The 18,338-nt window shown below is 55.3% G+C and carries 13 protein-coding genes; 6 read left to right on the top strand and 7 right to left on the bottom strand.

Features of this window, described 5'->3' with window-relative positions:
* Positions 1-127: 127 nt before the first annotated feature.
* The 3 genes from mnmA (at position 128) to KIH39_RS19950 (ending at position 5,910) form a co-directional block, all read left to right on the top strand.
* The gene (gene mnmA / locus KIH39_RS19960; RefSeq protein WP_213494984.1) at positions 128-1,213 is read left to right on the top strand and encodes a tRNA 2-thiouridine(34) synthase MnmA; all 1,086 of its coding nucleotides are present in this window, start codon (positions 128-130) and stop codon (positions 1,211-1,213) included.
* A gap of 133 nt (positions 1,214-1,346) precedes the next feature.
* Positions 1,347-3,686 (top strand): OPT family oligopeptide transporter, encoded by a 2,340-nt coding sequence (locus KIH39_RS19955; protein WP_213494983.1) that lies wholly within the window; start codon positions 1,347-1,349, stop codon positions 3,684-3,686.
* Positions 3,687-3,810: 124 nt separating this feature from the next.
* Positions 3,811-5,910 carry a S46 family peptidase gene (locus tag KIH39_RS19950; protein ID WP_213494982.1) on the top strand — a complete coding sequence of 700 codons (2,100 nt, stop codon included), beginning with the start codon at positions 3,811-3,813 and terminating at the stop codon, positions 5,908-5,910.
* A 526-nt stretch (positions 5,911-6,436) separates the two neighbouring features.
* On the opposite strand, the gene KIH39_RS19945 is transcribed toward KIH39_RS19950, so the two are convergent.
* From KIH39_RS19945 to KIH39_RS19915, 7 genes are all read right to left on the bottom strand, one after another.
* Positions 6,437-9,454, bottom strand: a complete 3,018-nt coding sequence (locus KIH39_RS19945) for a M1 family aminopeptidase (protein WP_213494981.1) — start codon at positions 9,452-9,454, stop codon at positions 6,437-6,439.
* Positions 9,455-9,621: 167 nt separating this feature from the next.
* Positions 9,622-9,948 carry a hypothetical protein gene (locus KIH39_RS19940; protein WP_213494980.1) on the bottom strand — a complete coding sequence of 109 codons (327 nt, stop codon included), beginning with the start codon at positions 9,946-9,948 and terminating at the stop codon, positions 9,622-9,624.
* Positions 9,945-10,496 carry an RNA polymerase sigma factor gene (locus KIH39_RS19935; RefSeq protein WP_246539356.1) on the bottom strand — a complete coding sequence of 184 codons (552 nt, stop codon included), beginning with the start codon at positions 10,494-10,496 and terminating at the stop codon, positions 9,945-9,947. The genes KIH39_RS19940 and KIH39_RS19935 overlap by 4 nt, the downstream gene beginning before the upstream one ends.
* 228 nt (positions 10,497-10,724) lie before the next feature.
* Positions 10,725-11,324, bottom strand: a complete 600-nt coding sequence (locus KIH39_RS19930; protein WP_213494979.1) for a thioredoxin domain-containing protein — start codon at positions 11,322-11,324, stop codon at positions 10,725-10,727.
* Positions 11,325-11,348: 24 nt separating this feature from the next.
* Positions 11,349-12,488 carry an ABC transporter permease gene (locus KIH39_RS19925; RefSeq protein WP_213494978.1) on the bottom strand — a complete coding sequence of 380 codons (1,140 nt, stop codon included), beginning with the start codon at positions 12,486-12,488 and terminating at the stop codon, positions 11,349-11,351.
* Positions 12,476-13,468, bottom strand: coding sequence for an ABC transporter ATP-binding protein (locus KIH39_RS19920; RefSeq protein ID WP_213494977.1), 993 nt, complete (start codon positions 13,466-13,468; stop codon positions 12,476-12,478). The genes KIH39_RS19925 and KIH39_RS19920 overlap by 13 nt, the downstream gene beginning before the upstream one ends.
* A 163-nt stretch (positions 13,469-13,631) precedes the next feature.
* Entirely contained in the window at positions 13,632-14,630 is a 999-nt protein-coding gene (locus KIH39_RS19915) for a HEAT repeat domain-containing protein (RefSeq protein WP_213494976.1), read from the bottom strand.
* Positions 14,631-14,954: 324 nt separating this feature from the next.
* Here KIH39_RS19915 and KIH39_RS19910 point away from each other — a divergent pair, with 324 nt between their 5' ends.
* From KIH39_RS19910 to KIH39_RS19900, 3 genes are all read left to right on the top strand, one after another.
* Positions 14,955-15,545 carry a peroxiredoxin gene (locus tag KIH39_RS19910; RefSeq protein WP_213494975.1) on the top strand — a complete coding sequence of 197 codons (591 nt, stop codon included), beginning with the start codon at positions 14,955-14,957 and terminating at the stop codon, positions 15,543-15,545.
* A 106-nt stretch (positions 15,546-15,651) separates the two neighbouring features.
* Positions 15,652-16,608 (top strand): ribose-phosphate diphosphokinase, encoded by a 957-nt coding sequence (locus KIH39_RS19905; protein ID WP_213494974.1) that lies wholly within the window; start codon positions 15,652-15,654, stop codon positions 16,606-16,608.
* 203 nt (positions 16,609-16,811) lie between these two features.
* Positions 16,812-18,293, top strand: coding sequence for a hypothetical protein (locus KIH39_RS19900; RefSeq protein ID WP_213494973.1), 1,482 nt, complete (start codon positions 16,812-16,814; stop codon positions 18,291-18,293).
* Positions 18,294-18,338 lie beyond the last annotated feature (45 nt).

Raw genomic sequence — 18,338 nt, 5'->3', positions numbered from 1 at the left:
TGTGAAGAAAAAACAGGATTGTCTGGCAGAGTGATATCGTAAAATGTTGTCCGGTAAAGAAGTTTCGATTCCTGGCCCGGCCTAAAATACAATAGCTTTTTGAAGTTTCGTTAAGAGTTTTGCGGTCATGAAAAAAGTCGTCCTGGCGATGAGCGGCGGCGTCGACAGCAGTGCAAGTGCGGTACTGCTGAAGCGGCAGGGGTACGAAGTCGTGGGGCTGTTCATGCGCACGGGAGTGCATGCCACCGAAACCGACTGCCGGCCGGACAATAAGAAGGGCTGCTGCTCGGCGATCGATTCGAACGATGCCCGGCGGGTGGCCGATAAACTCGATATTCCCTTTTACGCTCTCGATTTCGAACGTGAATTCGATCAGATCATCGACTATTTCACGGATGAGTATTTGCGTGGCCGCACACCTAATCCCTGCGTGGTCTGCAACAACTGGTTGAAGTTCGGCAAGCTCTGGGAATTCGGCAAACAGCTCAACGCCGATTTCATTGCCACCGGGCATTATGCCCAGGTATTGCGCGATGGCAGCGGTAACGCCGAGTTACATCGTGGGGTCGATCCAGATAAGGATCAGTCCTATGTCTTGCACGGCATCAAGAAGGAAGTGCTGGACCACCTCCTTTTTCCCGTAGGGGGCTACAAGAAGCCAGAGATCCGCGAGATCGCGCGGGAAGCCGGTTTGGTCCGCGTGGCCGATAAGCCCGATTCGGTGGAAATCTGCTTCGTGCCCGATGGCGATCATGCCGCTTTAATTCGCCGGCGTCGGCCCGAGCTGGCTACCGCCGGTCAGGTCGTCGATACGGACGGGGCGATCCTCGGCGAGCATGACGGTTACGAACGCTTCACCATCGGCCAGCGCAAGGGGCTGGGTATCGCCACGGATCGCAAGCGCTTCGTGCTGGAAATCATTCCTGAGAGCAAAACCGTTGTGCTGGGCGACCGGGAAAATCTTCTCTCGGTCGGTCTGTTGGGCAAGGAAATCAACTGGTTGTGCCCAGTGCCGCTGAACGAACCGATGCGTTGTGCGGCGAAAATTCGCTATCGGCACTCGGCCGTGCCGGCGACGGTGCGCGCCGGCGAGGATGGTACGGTGACTGTCGATTTCGAAGAGCCCCAGAGCGCCGTGACTCCTGGTCAGGCGGTGGTGTTTTACGACGGCAATAGAGTCCTGGGCGGCGGCTGGATCGATTCGCGGTACTAATCGCGCGACTTTCAGCAGCAAATGCGCGCCGAAAAATCATTTCCCCTCTTGCTGTTTCACCCGAGAATAAGCAATCTAAAGGCAAGCCTCTCCGGTTGTTACTCCGTCCTTTTTTCGTGGTGGATCGACATTTATGAGTGAACCGAATACCGCCCCCGCTGTCCCCTCGGACGAACCGCACTTTGAACCCTACGTCCCGGACAGCGAGGTGCAGCATGAGTTGACTCTACCGGCTATTCTTGTTGGGACTCTGCTAGGGATTCTTTTCGGTGCATCCTCTTTGTACCTGGTATTAAAGGTAGGTCTGACGGTTTCGGCTTCCGTTCCTATCGCAGTTTTGTCTATCACGCTTTTCCGGATTTTCTCGAAGACTCTTCGCATTCGAAGAACCACTATTCTGGAAAACAACATCGTCCAAACGGCAGGATCCGCAGGTGAATCCATCGCGTTCGGCGTTGGGGTGACGATGCCGGCGTTGCTGCTCCTGGGCTTCGAGATGGATCCTATTCGAGTAATGACTGTTTCTTTACTCGGGGCCATCCTCGGGATCCTCATGATGATCCCCCTGCGAAGAGCCTTCATTGTAAAGCAGCATGGAAAATTGGTTTATCCCGAAGGACGAGCCTGTGCGGAAGTTTTGATTTCCGGAGAAAAAGGGGGTGCCACCGCTCAGATGGTTTTCATCGGCTTCGGCATAGCGCTCGTACATAAGTTTCTGCAAAGTGCGATGAAACTTTGGGCGGGTGAGCCCGGCATTAATTTGTACTCGACGAATGAAGCCGGTGTGAAAACGGGACTCAAAGGGGCTGGGGTGGCCGGTGAGCTTTCCCCCGAACTTCTAGGCGTGGGTTATCTGATCGGTCCGCGCATTGCTTCGCTGATGATGGCTGGGGCTCTTCTTTCGTACTTCGTGCTGGGACCTGTTATCGCCAGCTTCGGGGAAAATCTTACCACAGTTGTTGCACCCGCCGTCTGGGATGATAGTAAACCGAAGGATCTTAAAAATCCCGGTTTGATCCGGAACATGGAACCGGATGATATTCGAGGAAACTATCTCAAATACATCGGGGCTGGGGCGGTGGCTGCTGGTGGTATCATTAGTATGTGCCGAGCTTTGCCATTAATTTTTGGCTCAATCGTCGGCGGCGTGCGAGATCTACGAGCTTCCAGAAATTCCGGAGATTCGGCCAGTTCAACCAAGCGCACGGAGTCCGATCTTTCGATACTCGTCGTTCTGTTCGGTAGCCTGGCCCTGGTGATCGCGATGGCGGCCGTGCCGCAGCTTGGATTGGGCTTATCTTTAAACGGTCTGATTTCTGCAGTTATGGTTCTCCTTTTCGGCTTTTTGTTCGTCACGGTTTCTAGTCGGCTAACAGGTGAAGTTGGATCTTCGTCCAATCCCATTTCCGGGATGACAATTGCCACGATCCTGCTCGTCTGCGGCATCTTTCTGATCTTGGGAAAAACGAGTGCCAGCGATATGCTGATGGCGCTCACCGTCTCGTCGGTCGTATGTATTGCTTCGAGTAACGGCGGAACGACTTCGCAGGATTTGAAAACTGGCTATCTCGTCGGTGCCACACCGCGAAAGCAGCAGATTGCCATTCTCCTGGGAGCTGTCGCCTCGGCTATGGTTATTGGTTTGACAATGCTCCTACTCAACGCTGCCGGGACGCACTACACGAAGAAAAACTTACCTGATGTGGTTATGCAAGTGCCTGCGGACGCACCTAGTGAGACTGTCGGTCGACCTTACGAAAACGAAGACGCAAATAAATACCGCATCGTTCACGTTCGCAAGGATGATGAATTCAATCCTTCGGTTCGTCCAGGGCGATATCTCGTCGATCCATCGGGCAAAGCGGCTTACCGGACCGATATTCCGATTAATCGCGAACTGACCAAGATGGATAATGGCGAAGATGCGCCTGCCAAATTTACCGCTCCTCAGCCGCGGCTGTTCACCAATATCATCGAAGGGATCCTGGGCGGTAAGTTGGAATGGAGCCTGATCATTTTTGGTCTTCTTCTCGCGATAGCACTCGAATTCGCTGGCGTACCTGCTTTACCGGTTGCTGTGGGGATGTACCTGCCTCTCTCTGCTACAACGCCCATTTTTATCGGTGGTGTAATACGTCTGATCACCAACAAGATTAGAAATCCAAAATCGAATGCAGATGCAGATTCTGAAACCAGTGGCGGTGTGTTGCTCGCCAGCGGGTATATCGCCGGTGGTACACTTTGCGGTCTCATCATCGCATTCTTTGCCTTTACTCCCGATTGGTTCAAAAATGGTATTTCGGTAGGTACCAAGTTGTTCGGGACTATAGACGAAACAACTCAAAAACTAGTTTGGAAACCGGACGAGAACGATACCGCCAAGATCACGGCACTTGTGGCATTCGGTGTCCTTATGCTGATTCTCTTTTTCATCGGTGCGAAGAAAGATAAGGAATCGTCTACCTCTTCATAGCATCGAAGCCCACAGTTCGGATAATAATCCCACAGCTCTCGGGAGGAAGGTTACTCTGTAGCGACCTCTTGGAGCTTGGGATTTCGCCAGGACTTAACCTCTTCCAATAGGAGATCTATTCACCATGAAATTCACCCTTGGTTTTTTTCTGCTCGTGCTCTGCGTTCTCGGCAGACGGGCGGTAGTTCACGGCGATGAGGGGATGTGGCTCTACTCCAATCCGCCGAAGAAACTGCTCAAGGAAAAGTACGGCTTCGATAAACCCGAAGCCTGGTACGAACACGTTCAGAAGTCGTCCGTGCGTTTCAATTCCGGCGGTTCGGGCTCCTTCGTCTCCGAAGACGGCCTGGTGATGACCAACCACCACGTCGGCGCCGGCGATCTTCAGAAGGTCTCCGACGAGAAGCACAATTATCTGAAGGACGGCTTCTACGCCAAGACCCAGGCGGACGAAATCAAGTGCAAGGGTCTGGAACTGAACGTGCTCCAGTCGATGTCCGATGTCACCGCCAAAATTGAAGCGGCCGTGACCAAGGACATGAGCCCGCTGGATGCCGTCAAGGCGCGCAATGCCGTGATCGAACAGATCAAGGCGGCCAATTCCGACAAAGAAAAGAACATCCGCGCCGACGTGGTGACCCTTTATGCCGGCGGTCAGTATCACCTGTACATCTACAAAAAATACACCGATATTCGCATCGTTTTTGCTCCCGAACAGCAGGCCGCGTTCTTCGGCGGCGACCCCGATAATTTCGAATATCCCCGCTACGATCTCGACATGACTTTCTTCCGCGTCTACGAGAACGACAAGCCGATCAAGTGCCAGAATTACCTGAAATGGAGCGCGGCCGGGAGCAAGGAAGGCGAACTGGTTTTCGTGTCTGGACATCCGGGACGTACCAACCGCCAGAACACCGTGGCCGAGCTGGAATACCTGCGCGACACCGGCTACCCGTTCGGGTTGCAACGGCTCAATCGCATGGAAGTGGCCATGACCTCCTGGAGCCAGCGGACCGAAGAGAACGCTCGCCGGGCTCGCGAAGACCTGTTCGGCGTGCAGAACAGCCGGAAAGCCCGCATCGGCGGACTCGGCGGTCTGCTCGATCCGAAACTACTGGGTCGCAAAGTCGATCAGGAAGCGCAATTGAAATCGTTCATCGCCGGTAGCAGCGACCCAATGGTCAAAGCGGCTGGTCCCGCTTTCGAAACGATTGCCAAAGCCGAGAAGAAGCGTGCGGAAATTCTGAAGGAAAATACTTTCTACGAAGGCGGCGGCGCTTTCTCTTCGCATCTTTTTGGCATCGCCCGCACCTTGTTGCGAGCGGCCGAGGAAAAAGCCAAACCGGCCGGTACCCGCCTGCGCGAATACGAAGATTCGAGCATCAAGTCGCTCGAACTGGGCCTGTTCTCGGATGAAGAAATCTACGACGATTTCGAAATCCTGACCCTCACCGATTCGCTAACGTTCTACGCCACGACTTTCGGTGGCAACGATGAGATGGTGCAGAAGGTTCTGGCCGGGAAGTCGCCGCGCGACCGCGCTTACGAACTGATCAGCGGCAGCAAGTTGAAGGACCCCGCCGTTCGCAAGAAGATTTACGAAGGGGGTAAGGCCGCGATTGATGCCAGCACCGATCCGATGATTGCACTGGCGAAATTGGTTGATGCCCGTTCGCGAGCCGTCCGCAAAGTTTTCGAAACGGAAGTGGATGAACCGAAGCGACAGGCCTATGCGGCCATCGCCAAGGCCCGTTATGCCAAGGATGGGGCCAGCACCTATCCGGACGCGACATTCACGTTGCGATTGGCATTCGGCACGGTGAAGGGTTACACCCAAGACGGCAAGAAGATCCCCGCCTTCACCGATATCGGCGGCCTTTACAAGTGGTCGGCCGAGCACAAGAACAAGGAGCCGTTTGATCTACCCGCTCGCTGGGTGGAACGCAAGGATAAGCTCGATCTGAAGACTCCGTTCAACTTTGTCTGCACGGCCGATATCATCGGCGGCAACTCGGGCAGCCCGGTGATCAATCAGGCGGGGGAAGTCGTCGGGTTGATCTTCGACGGCAACATTCAATCGCTGGTGCTGGACTTCATTTTCGATGAAGAAGTGGCTCGGGCGGTGTCGGTCGATTCGCGTGCCATGATCGAAGCCCTGAACAAGGTCTACGATGCTCAGGATGTGGCTACGGAATTGACGACCGGTAAGAAGCCGGTGAAATGATTGCAAGCTCTGGGTGAAACCTGGGGCTGTGAAATTCCCCGGGGCTGTGAAATTCCCCGGGATTCTCCCGGGGCTTAGATCTGGAACCCCTCCGGGGTTCCAAAATATAATTTGTATTTTGCCCCGGAGGAGCTTCAGAGATCAGCACCTCGGGCGGTTAATTTTCCCGGGTCATACCCGGGGCTGTGAAATTCCCCGGGATTCCCCCGGGGCTTAGTCTGGAACCCCTTCGGAGTTCCAAAATATAATTTGTATTTTGCCCCGGAGGGGCTTCAGAGATCAGCACCTCGGGCGGTTAATTTTCCCGGGTCATACCCAGGGCTGTGAAATTCCCCGGGATTCCCCCGGGGCTTAGATCTGGAACCCCTCCGGGGTTCCATTTGTATTTTGCCCCGGAGGGGCTTCAGAGATCAGCACCGGGTAAGCGAAGCGCCACCCGGTGATTCAATCCTCACCCGGTGATTCAATCCTCACCCGGTGATTCAAATCCCCACCCGGTGAATTAAATCCCCACCCAATCAATAAATCAAAACGGATGCGTGATCCCGAACCAGAGTTGTGTAGGCGTGGCGGCGTTGAGAGTCTTGGCAATATCGATACGCAGCGAAGTCCGTTCGATAAAGCTGAACCAGGCCACGTCCATCCGCAAACCCACGCCCACGGCATGCACCGGCGGCCCGTAAGATTTACCGTCGGAGTACATGTTGCCCACGTCGTAGAACGGCGCCAGAGCCAGATTTCTTAACCCGACGGTTTGATCCACAATGCTCAATCGCGATTCGGTCAGGATGGGCACGCGCCATTCGAGGGAGCCGATCCAGCCGGCATTCCCCTGCCGTTCATTCTGATCGAAACCTCGGAACAGCTCGCTGCCGCCCAACGTGAATAGTGCATATTTATCGGGACCACCGTAAGCACCCCAGGCGCGCCAGGCCAGTTTTGTCTGGCTGAACCAGCCGGTCCATTCAGGCGGCATGACCACGCCGGAGAGTTGGGCCGTCACCTGTTGAGTAGTCACGGATTCCCCGAGGATGGGGAGACCCGCGGCGTAGGTCGCATCGAATCGGGCTCCCATTTCCGGATCCCAATAAGGGGTCAGTAGATCCAAATGATAATGCAGGCCGACATTGGTCTGATCGATCAGCCGGGTCAAACCGGGCATATATTCGCGCGGTTGGGGCAGATCGTTTTTCTGCCAGGAAGTGAATCCCTCGATGTACTGCGTAGGAGCGGTATACAGCGAAGAAGTCGGGGTGATGATATATCGAGTATACAACGAGACTCGATCGATATCGGTCTGCTGACCATCGAAGTTGACCAGACTTTTTTCCGCATGGAAGCCGGTTTCCATGCAGCCGTCCGGCCAGTGTTTCAGCACTCCATCGAAGCCGACGGCCAGGTCGCGTTGATCGGTACGATAACCGGCGTAGACCCCCCCCGTGAAACTTTCCGTGAGGTAAGCCCCGGCCCGTACCCCCATAATATCGGAGCGGTTATACCAGGGATCGAAATAGCTCGGCCCATAAAACCAGGGGCCTATGGTTATGTTCCAGCGATGATAATCGGTCGTCATCGGCGTTTCATCGAGAAACGTGTACAAAGGTGTTAAGCGAATGCGCGGGTCGCTCTTCCAGTAGTTGTTGGCCGGGTTCGCATCGGGCAGGATCTTATCCGGATCGACCGTTATCTGCTTCGGCTCATCGGTCAGGTAGAGTTCCACCTGAAGCTTATTACCCGGCAACGGCGAAATGGTGGCTGGCGGGTCTTGAAGCTCCGCCGGCTGCGATACCATGCCTACCGGCACGCGGACCGCGTATTCCTTTCCGTCGAAGCTGACGCCCAGCGTCGTCGGCTCGTTGTACTCCGCTTTCTGCTGCAATACGACCGTCGCCTTGTACTGATATTCCTTCTGCTTCGCCTCCGGGTTGTTGGCTTTATCGTTAATGTTCACTAGCTTCTTCGGCAGCGTCTGCACCTGAACGCTATTCACCGCCCAGTCGGTCATGCCGATGTTGTAGAGCCAGCGTTTGAAAAATTCGTCCCAGCTGCGGCCGGTGAACTTCTCCAATTCCATCTGCAGCTCGCGGGCTCGAAGCACTCGAAAATAGTACTTGTGGTAAAGGACGTGCATGAACTCCAGAAAGGCCTGTTCGCCCATCTGATCTTCGATGATGCCGATGATCTTGCTGCCTCGATCGTAAGCGGCGCTGAACAGATTCCCCACGTGGCGGTAGTTTTGCATTTCCGTCAACGGCGGCTGCAACTCGCCCCGATGCAGAGTGCTGTAGAAAGAACTGAAGCGATAGTTTTCCCGTTCGATTCTCGGCAACCATTCGAGCTCTTTGGGATAGACCAGCAAGGCATTATTCCGGCCATGCTTCAGGTCCAGCAGTTTGTGCGCGAAGAAGGTGGCGAAGGCCTCGTCCATGAAAGTTTCGCGATAGCCGTCGGTACCGATGGTGTTGTACCACCACTGGTGACAGGTCTCGTGGCTGATGAGATATTCGACGTAGTTCTCCGCCAGCTTGGGCATGTCGAAGACCCGCTCATCGACCATAATCAACCCGGCGCACTCGTTGCCGTTCCAGCCGAAGTAAGATTCGACGAGCGTCAGTTCCTTATAAGGGAAAGGGCCGAACCACTTCTTGTATTGTTCAATGGCTCGCGAAGAGATTCCGGCAATCACCTTGGCGTAATGCTCGTGCTCCGGAAAGGCGATGCATTTGACCTTCACCCCTTCTGAAACTATCGCGTATTCCTGAAAGCGGTTCGAACAGATGAAGGCGAAATCGCGCAAAATCTGGGGTCCGATGTAGACGTCGTGTCGCGTCGCGGTGACTTTGTTTTCCTTCTCGATTTTTTCAATCGGTCCGCTGCAGGCCACAACCTGATCGCACGGCAGATTCACCACCGCATCGAACACCCCGGCTTCGTTAAACCAGGGCTGATGCCAGGCGATAAAGGGCGTCGGCTGCCAGCCATCTTTATCGTCGTAGAACGCCAGTACCGGGCACCAGTTGCTCAGGAAGGTAACGCCTTTCCACTGCCCCCAGCGCCCCTGCTTCTGCGGCAGGTAAAAAGTATACTGCATCTCGACGACGACGCTCTCGCCCGGATTCAGAATTTTGGGTAGCGGGACTTCCAGAGCACACTCGTTATTTTCCCGGAAGTGCGATGCGACCGCCGCGAAGTTCTTGCCGTCGGAGGAGACCAGAACTTTCTGAAGATCGAATGCCCGCCGGGTATAGAGGCCTTGGCTGGCGGCTACGCGCATGATCTCCAGCATCTTGGCCAGGTATAGCCGTTCCACAGTACCCTGCGGCGGCTGAAAAGCGGAGTGGACGTTGAACACCACAAGATCGAGCGGTTTCTGGAAGTGATTGATGATGGTGGAGCGCTGCACCACCTTGACCGTATGGCCCTCCAGATCCATCTGCATTTCCAGATGGTATTTAGGGAGCCACTCCGGCGCGACCGGAGGCGCGGCGAGTACCGGCAGGGCCAGCGACAGAAGCGCAATCAGGGAGCAGCAGCAAAGTTTCACAGGAGAGGGGATAACCTCTCGATTTAACGATGTAAATAGATCATTTAAATGATGAGAGAAATTACAGAGATTGAATGCGATGGGGTAAGGCTGAAATCGGATTTAGATAGTGAGCTGGGAAAAGGGCGAAAAAAGGGAAAGGCCAAATTTGCGATATAAAGGGCGATTTATTTTTTTTCTCTCAAGAGCTCTTTGCGCTGTTCCGCAACTCCACCCTTGGAAGTCCCCGGTTCGTCGTGATTGATGGGGGTCGGTTTCCCTTGCGGCAAGCTGGACATCAGGCCGACAAAACCGAACATCAGCGAGGTCGCCACGACCAGGGAGAGTCGACTCTTATTGAGCGTGTTGCGGGCGATAAGCGGCTGGATGGTCGATTTGTCGGGTCGCGGAGCCTGGAACGCCGGCCAGGGTTTGGGCATCTCGGCCTGGAAGAACTCTTTCAAGGTTCGGTCGAGAGAGTCCATCGAACGATCGATAGGTTCCGGAGAAATCATGTTTCGTTGTTCCATCCTTTAGCTTTTAACTGCTCGGCCAGTCGCTGCCGGGCCCTGCTCAATCTCATGTGCACTGCCGAGGGTTGTACGCCCAGAATTTCGGCGATCTGATCGGTTTCCGCATCGAGAGCATAGCGGAGTACCAGTATATCTCGGTCGGCTTCGGGGAGTAATTTCAATTCCTCCCGCAGCCGGGCGAAAGTTTCCTGCTGTTCGATGATGGTATCGGGGGTCAATTGCTTGCCGTGCAAGCCATTGAAGACCTCTGGCCCCTGCGTCCCATGGCGGCGGAAGGAGCTTTTACCCTGATCCTCGGCCAGGTTTCGGGCCACCCGAAGCAGCCAGGCACGCGGATTTTGAATCTCTTCCTCGCCCGCTTCCAGATATTTCCATAATCGCAGGAAGGATTCCTGCATGATATCGGAAGCGAGGTCGGAATCCATCCAGCGGGAATAAGCCAGAGACCAGACGATGCGGCTGTGCTGGTTGTACAGCTCCGCGAAGTCGGCTTTCCCTGACGTAGCCGCCGGTGGCTCTGAATCCATCATTCAGTAGTCGCCTCTCAATTTAGGACGAAACGGACGCTTTATTATAACGCTGGATGTCCCGCCGATGCTCGCAGTTTTCTGCCGGAGCCGACATAACCCGCATAGGGGGAACAGTCGCCCAAGCGTTCGATCCTAAGGTGTATTCGCGGGCGGCAGGAATTGCTTACGCCTAAGTATTGCAAGCATTTCACTCGAGAAGAGGCAGGGCGATGAACTTTCCGAGCCTTTTTACTTCAGAGATTCTTTGCGCAAATAATCGACCACCTGTACCAGCCGTTCGTAACTTTTGACGTCCGGCTCTCCGGTCATCTTAAAGCGCAACCGATTTCTGGCATCTATTACGATGACATTCGGTACCCCCGCATCGATCCCGAAGGTGGTTTTCATCGTGTCTTCAAAATCCATCCAGACCGGGACATATGGGCTGGCTCTCTCGAACTGGCCGCGCAGCGCACTGCGAACCAGAGCCGGAACTTTACCGATACAGGCCACCGGCAGCACGAAAACTTCCGGCGATTTCTGCCCTTCTTTCAATCCCTGCAGCGGCGCGACCGGGGCCTTGCGGGCCTCCTCGACACTTTTGCCCTGCGCGGTGGGATGGAATTGCACATGCAGCCGCTCTCCCAGTTTCGAGTTCGAATCGCTCGCTTTGCGATCCCCGAACAAAAGAACGACCACCGAGCCCTGATAATTCTTCAGATCCTGTTTCCGCTCGAACTGATCCTCCATCTTCAGGGAGATTAACGGCGGTTCCTTCTGACCTTGCGCGACCAGCAGGGCCGTTCCACTCAAAAAAAGAGGTAGGAGGAGTAGAGTTGTACGAATCATGCAAATCTCCCGATGCTTAACCGATCAAGCGAAGCCCTTGAGCCGTCGCGTTTCGATAACATGCAGCCGCCAGAGGGCGAGGAAAATCAGACCGAACACAAATGCCCAGACCACCGTGAGGTTTCCTAAAACTTCCCGCAAGCTCATTCCCTGCCAGGTCAGCGCATCCAGCGTCTGCATGGCCCAGGTAGTCGGGAAGATCTGAGCCACCTCACGCACCCAGTAGGGTAACAGGAACTCCGGAAGCCAGAGCCCGCCGAGCAGGGAAATCAGCAGGATCACCAGAATGCTGAACTGGCGGGCGCGTGCTTCCGTCTGTCCCACCGCGGCCACGACCATGCCGGTGGCTGCGCTGAGGCCGCCCACGGCCAGCACCAGCGCCAGAAAGCCGAGCCACGATCCGCAGACGCGAACCCCGAAGACCAGATAACCGAAGCCGAATGTGACCAGGATTTGAAGAAGTGCGATACCGGCGGTGGAAACAATTCGGGATATCACCAGCGTCCACAGGGGGGCCGGTCCGGCCCGCAACCGCTTCCAGATGCCGCGCTGTCGTTCTCTGAGAAACAGCAAGCCGCACTCCATACCCCAGAACAGCAGGTACTGGAGCGTGATACCGCAAAAACAGTGGCTGTAGGAGTTGAACTGCTGAGTGGTTCCCGCGGGGATGGTACCGTGACCGATTTGCAGCATTTGCGCGAAAGAGGCCTCGGCCGAGATGCCCAGAGGCTTCAGAAGCTCCGATGTTTTACGGCGCATCAGCGCTTCGGTCAGATACCCTTCGACGCAACGGCTTTCCACCGAGCAGAGCGGGTGATGCAGAATTTCCACTTCGGTATCATTGCGAAACACCACGGCCACGCTGGACCGCCGATGGCTCAGTTCTTCCTCCGCTTCGCGACGATTCATCCGGCGGAGTTTCAACTGCGGCTGGTTCTCGAGATCCTGCTGGATCAGTGCCAGTTCGGGCGTCTCCTGCTCAATCACCAGCACAACCGAGACCTGACTGCTGGACATCCCCTGGCTCGGTCGATCGAACACCAGACCGAAGATCGAAGCCAGTATGATCGGCATGGCAAAAGCCAGAAGCATGGCCCGACGATCGGCCTTAAATAGTCGCCAGTCCTTGAGGATCAACGATTTCAGCAGATTCAGGCGGCCCATGCTTCCCCCTTTTCCGTGGGGAAGGGGAGGATCGCAGGTTCGGTCGCGGCGGCGGCGCTTTCTTCCAGAATCCGGTCGAGTCGGGCGGGAGGCGTGCGGAACGATTCCAGCTCGATGCCGGTGGTGCATAAAGTAGCGAGGGCGCGTCCCATCAACTCCTGGCTGGGAGCTTCAATGCGGATCTGTTTGCCCCAGACTTCAAAGGCGATATCTTTGCCCAGCCGCGAACGAGCAATCTGCTCCAACTGTTCCGCGAGATGAAGCCGAAGTTGACCCAGCACCACGGTCTTGTGAGGAATTTCGTGAAACAGCCTGGCCGGTCGATCCAGGGCGATCAATTTGCCTTGAAGGAGAACGCCTACCCGGTCGCACCATTGCTCGGCATCCTCGAGGTGATGGGTGGTGAGGATGATCGCTTTGCCCTGTTGCCGGAGCGAACTCAGCGTGTTGAACAGCACTTCCCGCGAACAAGGATCGAGCGCCACGCAGGGTTCATCGAGCAGAAGCACCGCCGGGTCGTGCAGCAGCGCACAGGCCAGATTGACTCGTCTTTGCAGGCCGCCCGATAGCGTGCCGACGGATTGTTGGGCTCGCGGCATCATTTGAACGGTGTGCAGAGAAATTTCCATTCTTTGATGCAAGAAGCGACCGGAAAGGCCGTAGAGTTCGCCGAAAAATCGCAAATTCTCCCAGACGGAGAGCTCTTCATAAAGTGCGATTTCCTGAGGTACGAAGCCGATCTGCCGGGCGCAGACTTCCGCTTTGTCTCGGATGCAATGCTGCTGGATGCGAATGCGGCCGGACACCGGCCGCAGAATGCCGGCAATGGCGGCGAGTGTCGAACTTTTCCCCGATCCGTTGGGTCCCAGCAAGCCAAAAATCTCACCGGCTTCGACATCGAGCGAAACGGTATCGACTGCCCGGATCGGGCCATATTGGATGGTGACACTATCGAGCTGTATCATCGGGGTGCGGCGCATCCATGCGTCCTGCCAAAAGGCATCACTGTTGTAGTTACGGATTCTACCACTGACAGAAAGAATGTCACAAGGGGAAGTAGCCATTCTCTCAAGCGGGAGATCCAGGTAAGATGGAGAGTTTTCAAAACCGGGGGAGGTTAGGCAGCCTCCCCCACCGGGGGGTCTACTTCTTGATCTGATTGAGCAGGTCGGCTGCTTCGTTGCGAACGTGCGAATCGCTATCCTCTTTGGCGGTTTCGAGTAATGAAACCACCTTGTTGTCGCCCGGGGCAACTTTTACGAGACATCGGAGGCAGCAAGCCCGAACCGTCGGAGCGGGATCTTCCTTGGCGGCATGCATCAGAGCCAGCTTGGCCGGGGGATAATTCGTCGACTGGCTCAGCTGCATGGCGGCCAACTCGCGTTCGGAAGGCTGCAGGGCATCCCGCAGGGCGCTTTGCAGCTGCACTTCCCGGGGAAGCTGAGCGGGGGCCTGGATGATCGGTTTTACGGAAATCGGTTCCTGAATTGGCCGCATCACTACTGGGGCGACCGGAGTTACCGGCGCGACGGGAACTTGGACAATCTGGGTAGCGGCCGAAGATGTCGGATGAGAAGGGATCAATTCCGCAGCCGGGGGCATTTTCGGATCCAAAGGCAGCGGCTGGCGAAGCACGGTTTCCACCGGGGCATTGTCGATGATCACCGGTTGGGCCGTCATCGTCGAATTCACTGTGGGGGAAGCAGGAGCTTTCGTATCAGTGGTCGATTTGGAGCTGCTGAAAGTCAACCGGCTCAACAGGCCGCTGGTTTCATGGCCGCTGGAAGCGGTGGAGGGTTTCTGAGTTGGATTGGTGGTCTTCAAAGTTTCGTTCACGGTCGACAGGAGCGGATCCTTGGGTTCGGTCGTCACGATGTTAGTCGTATTGGCGTCGAATTTCACCATCAGCAGTTCGCCCGAATCATTGGCTTTCACGGTGTAAACCGTTTTGCCGTTGGACTGTTTGCTGCTGGAAACAATCGTGCACAGGCGGGCCGGTTTGCCCGGTTCCTGGAGGGAAATCACCTGGTTGGCGGTGTAAGTCGGCTCGGCCGCGCGAATCGAACTTGCAATCCCATTCCAGCCCAGACCCGCAACCAGCAGCGAAACTGAAAGGGTTTTGATTGCGATTTGCCGTTTCATGGATCTGTCACTCCGATTACAGGGTCGAGGAAATTTTCGAGTATCGCCTCGCTTACCAAGCCTTCTGCAATTCGTATCGGTAATGCAGCTTGTGACGATAAAGCCAGGTTGCCCGGATTTGCGGTTTGTGAGTGTTAGTTTGGGGAAGTTTTGCCGATTGAAGGCGGCAATTGAGAGTTGGAGGCTGCTTCCGGCGGCTTAAAACCGCTTCTCAGAACAACTCTCGGAGGGCTATCTCGCGGCCGTGGACCGGTTCTCTGGCCAAGTTGAGTCGCAGAGTCTTATCATAACTTGAATCGAAAACTCAACAGGGAGATTACCTCAATGGCGGTATTTGTACAGAAGGAAGCCCCGAATTTCACAGCGCAGGCTGTTGTGAAAGAGGAATTCAAGCAGATCAGCCTTTCGGATTACAAAGGCAAGTACGTCGTATTATTCTTCTACCCTCTCGACTTCACGTTCGTCTGCCCGACGGAAATCATCGCTTTCAGCGACAAGGCGGCGGAATTCGAAAAGCGCGGCGTTCAACTGCTGGGCTGCTCGATCGACAGCCAATTCAGTCACCTCGCCTGGATCAAGACTCCCCGTACCGAAGGCGGCCTGGGCCATCTGAACTATCCTCTGGTCGCGGACATCACCAAGAAGATCGCCAGCGACTACGGCGTTCTTCTGGAAGGCGGCATCGCTTTGCGCGGCACCTTCCTGATCGATAAGGAAGGGATCGTTCGTCACATCACCATCAACGACCTGCCTCTGGGCCGGAGCGTGGACGAAACGCTGCGCGTCATCGATGCACTGCAGTTCGTCGAGAAGCATGGCGAAGTCTGCCCGGCCGACTGGAAGCCGGGTGGGGACACGATCAAGCCCACCGTCTCCGGATCGAAGGCCTATTTCCACAAAGCCGGCAGTAAATAAATTTTCCTCTTCCGCACCTGCGTATTTCCCGAGAAATGCGCAGGTGCTTAACAGTTCCTTCGCATTTTCCTTGACAACTCCGACCGCGGATCAGACAAATTTCTTTATGAACCACAATCACCTCCGGGTTTTCAGCGGTCGGGCAAATCGTCCCCTGGCAGAGCGCATTGCGCGCAATCTCGGCGATAGTCTGGGAAATCTGCGCGTCGAGTCGTTTCCCGACTCGGAAACCTCCGTTCGAATTGAAGAGGATGTTCGCGGTCGCGATGTCTTCATCGTGCAGCCGACTTGCCCGCCGGTGAATGAAAATTTGATGGAATTGCTGGTGATTCTGGACGCCTTCAAACGGGCCAGCCCCGCACGCGTCACGGTTGTGCTGCCCTACTACGGCTACGCCCGGCAGGATCGCAAGGATCAGGGACGGGTACCGATTTCCGCCAAGCTGGCGGCGAATCTGCTGACCGCCGCCGGGGCCAATCGCGTTCTGACGATGGATCTGCACGCCGCACAGATTCAGGGCTTCTTCGATATCCCCGTCGATCACCTCATGGCGGTACCCGTTTTTATTCAGCACATTCGACAATCGGGGTTGATGGATCAAAATGTGGTATTCGTCTCCCCCGACGAGGGGCGGGTGAAAATGACCCTCGAGTATCAGAAGAAACTGGGCGGTGAGTTGTCGATCGTGGATAAACGCCGCAGCAGCCCCACGGAGACGGAGCAAGCCAACCTGATCGGGGCTTCGCTTGAGGGCAAAGTGGCCATCATGTTCGACGACATGATCACCACGGCGGGCAGTATCTGCGGAGCCGCGCAGGTTTGCAAAATGAAAGGGGCTCGGGAAATCCACGTTTTTGCCACGCATGGGGTTCTGTGCGGGGCGGCTATTCACCGTCTTCGGGAAGCGCCTATCGAACGGATCTGCATTACCGACAGTATTCCGTTACCGGCGGAGAAGGCGATTCCCAAGATCACGGTGCTTAGCATCGACTATCTGCTGGCCGATGCCATTCGCCGGATTCACGATAACGAATCGATCAGTGCCCTGATTCGTTCCGTCTAATCCCTTGCTGTCGTTGTCGAAGGCGGGCTCAGCGAAAAATGCGGGATCTCCTACGGCAACAGGGCATTGATCCCGATTCGATGAATTGAATTCTCTTCGCTCCCGAACCGGCGCAAACAGTTTTCATTCGGGAAGCGTTGGGAGGGAATATAAAGCGCCCATCGGCGCTAAAAAATGTCAGATTCCTTAACGGAATTCGCACCATGCTGCGTTTTTTCCCCCGTAATCGCTGGCTGCGTCGAAGTCTTTATCTGCTTCTGCTTGTACTCCTCGGCGGCTCGACGCTTTTTGGTTACCGCTACATCGTCTATTACCAATCGTTGGCTTATGAAGAACGGATGCTGGCGGAACTGAGTCGGATCGATCCCGATTGGACCTGGGAGAAGATGATTGCCCAGTCGCCGAATCTACCCGACGATCACAACGGCTACCTCCGATTAAAAGCCCTTCTGTCAAAGTATAGCGCCAACTATAGCCCTGTTATCAGTATGACCACCTCTCTAAGTCCTCAAAGTACCTCCCTCGCCCTTGGCCCGGTTCCAAATAATTTACCCCCACTACCCGCCCGGCCCAGGCTTGCAGATTTGGATCATCCCCTGCTTGAGTATCCCGAGTTTAAAAAAGAATTCGATGAACTGCTGATGGAATTTCGCAAGCAGGTAAATTATCCGCAGGGGTGGATGCCGATCCCACGGGGGGAGGACCTGTTGAAAGGAACCGCCACTCCCGTATCCATGTTCCAGCAGACACTCTCCTGGCTGAATTGGGATGCTCAGCGTCAAGCTCTCATGAATGCACCTGAACTGGCAATATTGGATCTCCGCGCTGCCCTCGCGGGAGCCCACGCCTTCGGGACACCCGGCGTCCTCTACATTCAGGCGATCTCCCGGAAGATAGAGCAAAATTCCGTCACCACGCTCGAACAAATTCTCGCTTGGTGCACGCCATCCGCCCAAGAGCTCTTGAAGTTACAGGACGATCTGGAAAAGACTCTTCAGCAATGTCCCCTGGTCGATGGCTTGCGATTCGAACGCGCCTCAAACTATCAACAGATGTCCCAAATTGCTGCTGCGATGAGCGATGGACCCGCTCTGCCTGGCGCGGCGAGTTTGAACGCCTTCAATAGATTTTTGCTGAATTCCCGCTATCCAATGTACGCCCCGGCGGATCGCGCGCATCTATTGGAAGATACGACCAGGGCCATCGAGCTACTCAAAAGCAACAGTCCCGAGATAAAAGCCATTTTGATGGAATGGGAAAGTGAAATCGAGAAGATGCAAGAAAGCCAGAAAAAAGGCGATGGCGAATTCGTCAACAATATGCCTCCCTCGCAATGGTTGAGCAGCCAAAGTAAACTTTCTTATTACGCGATGATCAAATCTCATTTCAGCTGGCAAGCCAATTTGCGCTGCGGTCTCGGCGCAATCGCGGCGGAGCGATTTCGTCAATCGAACGGTCGCTGGCCGAAGAACTGGGAGGAGTTGGTTCCGCAATATTTGAAGGAGGTTCCTCAGGACCCGTGGTCGGATAAGCCTTTGCGAATGCGAAAAACGCAAGAGGGGTTGACGATATACAGCGTGGGGGTGAACCGGGTCGACGACGGGGGCATTCCGGAGGTTCTGAACCTCAAGCTCGATGTCGGTTTTCGACTGTTCCACCCGGAGAAGCGGAAAGCGCTGCCGTAGAGGAAATGCTTTTGGGATACGTTAGCGTGAAATATAAAACAACTC

The sequence above is a fragment of the Telmatocola sphagniphila genome, assembly GCF_018398935.1.
In the GTDB taxonomy this organism is placed as follows: Bacteria; Planctomycetota; Planctomycetia; order Gemmatales; family Gemmataceae; genus Telmatocola; species Telmatocola sphagniphila.
The sequence above is the reverse complement of the archived record's forward strand: the minus strand, read 5'-3'. Positions and strand labels throughout refer to the sequence as shown.

What these genes read in the sequence shown, in the direction of transcription:
- KIH39_RS19920 (WP_213494977.1), bottom strand. Translation starts at nt 13,468, where the DNA reads ATGCGCCGCACCCCGATGATACAGCTCGATAGTGTCACCATCCAATAT.
- KIH39_RS19930 (WP_213494979.1), bottom strand. Translation starts at nt 11,324, where the DNA reads ATGATTCGTACAACTCTACTCCTCCTACCTCTTTTTTTGAGTGGAACG.
- KIH39_RS19905 (WP_213494974.1), top strand. Translation starts at nt 15,652, where the DNA reads ATGAACCACAATCACCTCCGGGTTTTCAGCGGTCGGGCAAATCGTCCC.
- KIH39_RS19940 (WP_213494980.1), bottom strand. Translation starts at nt 9,948, where the DNA reads ATGATTTCTCCGGAACCTATCGATCGTTCGATGGACTCTCTCGACCGA.
- KIH39_RS19955 (WP_213494983.1), top strand. Translation starts at nt 1,347, where the DNA reads ATGAGTGAACCGAATACCGCCCCCGCTGTCCCCTCGGACGAACCGCAC.
- mnmA (WP_213494984.1), top strand. Translation starts at nt 128, where the DNA reads ATGAAAAAAGTCGTCCTGGCGATGAGCGGCGGCGTCGACAGCAGTGCA.
- KIH39_RS19900 (WP_213494973.1), top strand. Translation starts at nt 16,812, where the DNA reads ATGCTGCGTTTTTTCCCCCGTAATCGCTGGCTGCGTCGAAGTCTTTAT.
- KIH39_RS19925 (WP_213494978.1), bottom strand. Translation starts at nt 12,488, where the DNA reads ATGGGCCGCCTGAATCTGCTGAAATCGTTGATCCTCAAGGACTGGCGA.
- KIH39_RS19935 (WP_246539356.1), bottom strand. Translation starts at nt 10,496, where the DNA reads ATGATGGATTCAGAGCCACCGGCGGCTACGTCAGGGAAAGCCGACTTC.
- KIH39_RS19910 (WP_213494975.1), top strand. Translation starts at nt 14,955, where the DNA reads ATGGCGGTATTTGTACAGAAGGAAGCCCCGAATTTCACAGCGCAGGCT.
- KIH39_RS19950 (WP_213494982.1), top strand. Translation starts at nt 3,811, where the DNA reads ATGAAATTCACCCTTGGTTTTTTTCTGCTCGTGCTCTGCGTTCTCGGC.
- KIH39_RS19915 (WP_213494976.1), bottom strand. Translation starts at nt 14,630, where the DNA reads ATGAAACGGCAAATCGCAATCAAAACCCTTTCAGTTTCGCTGCTGGTT.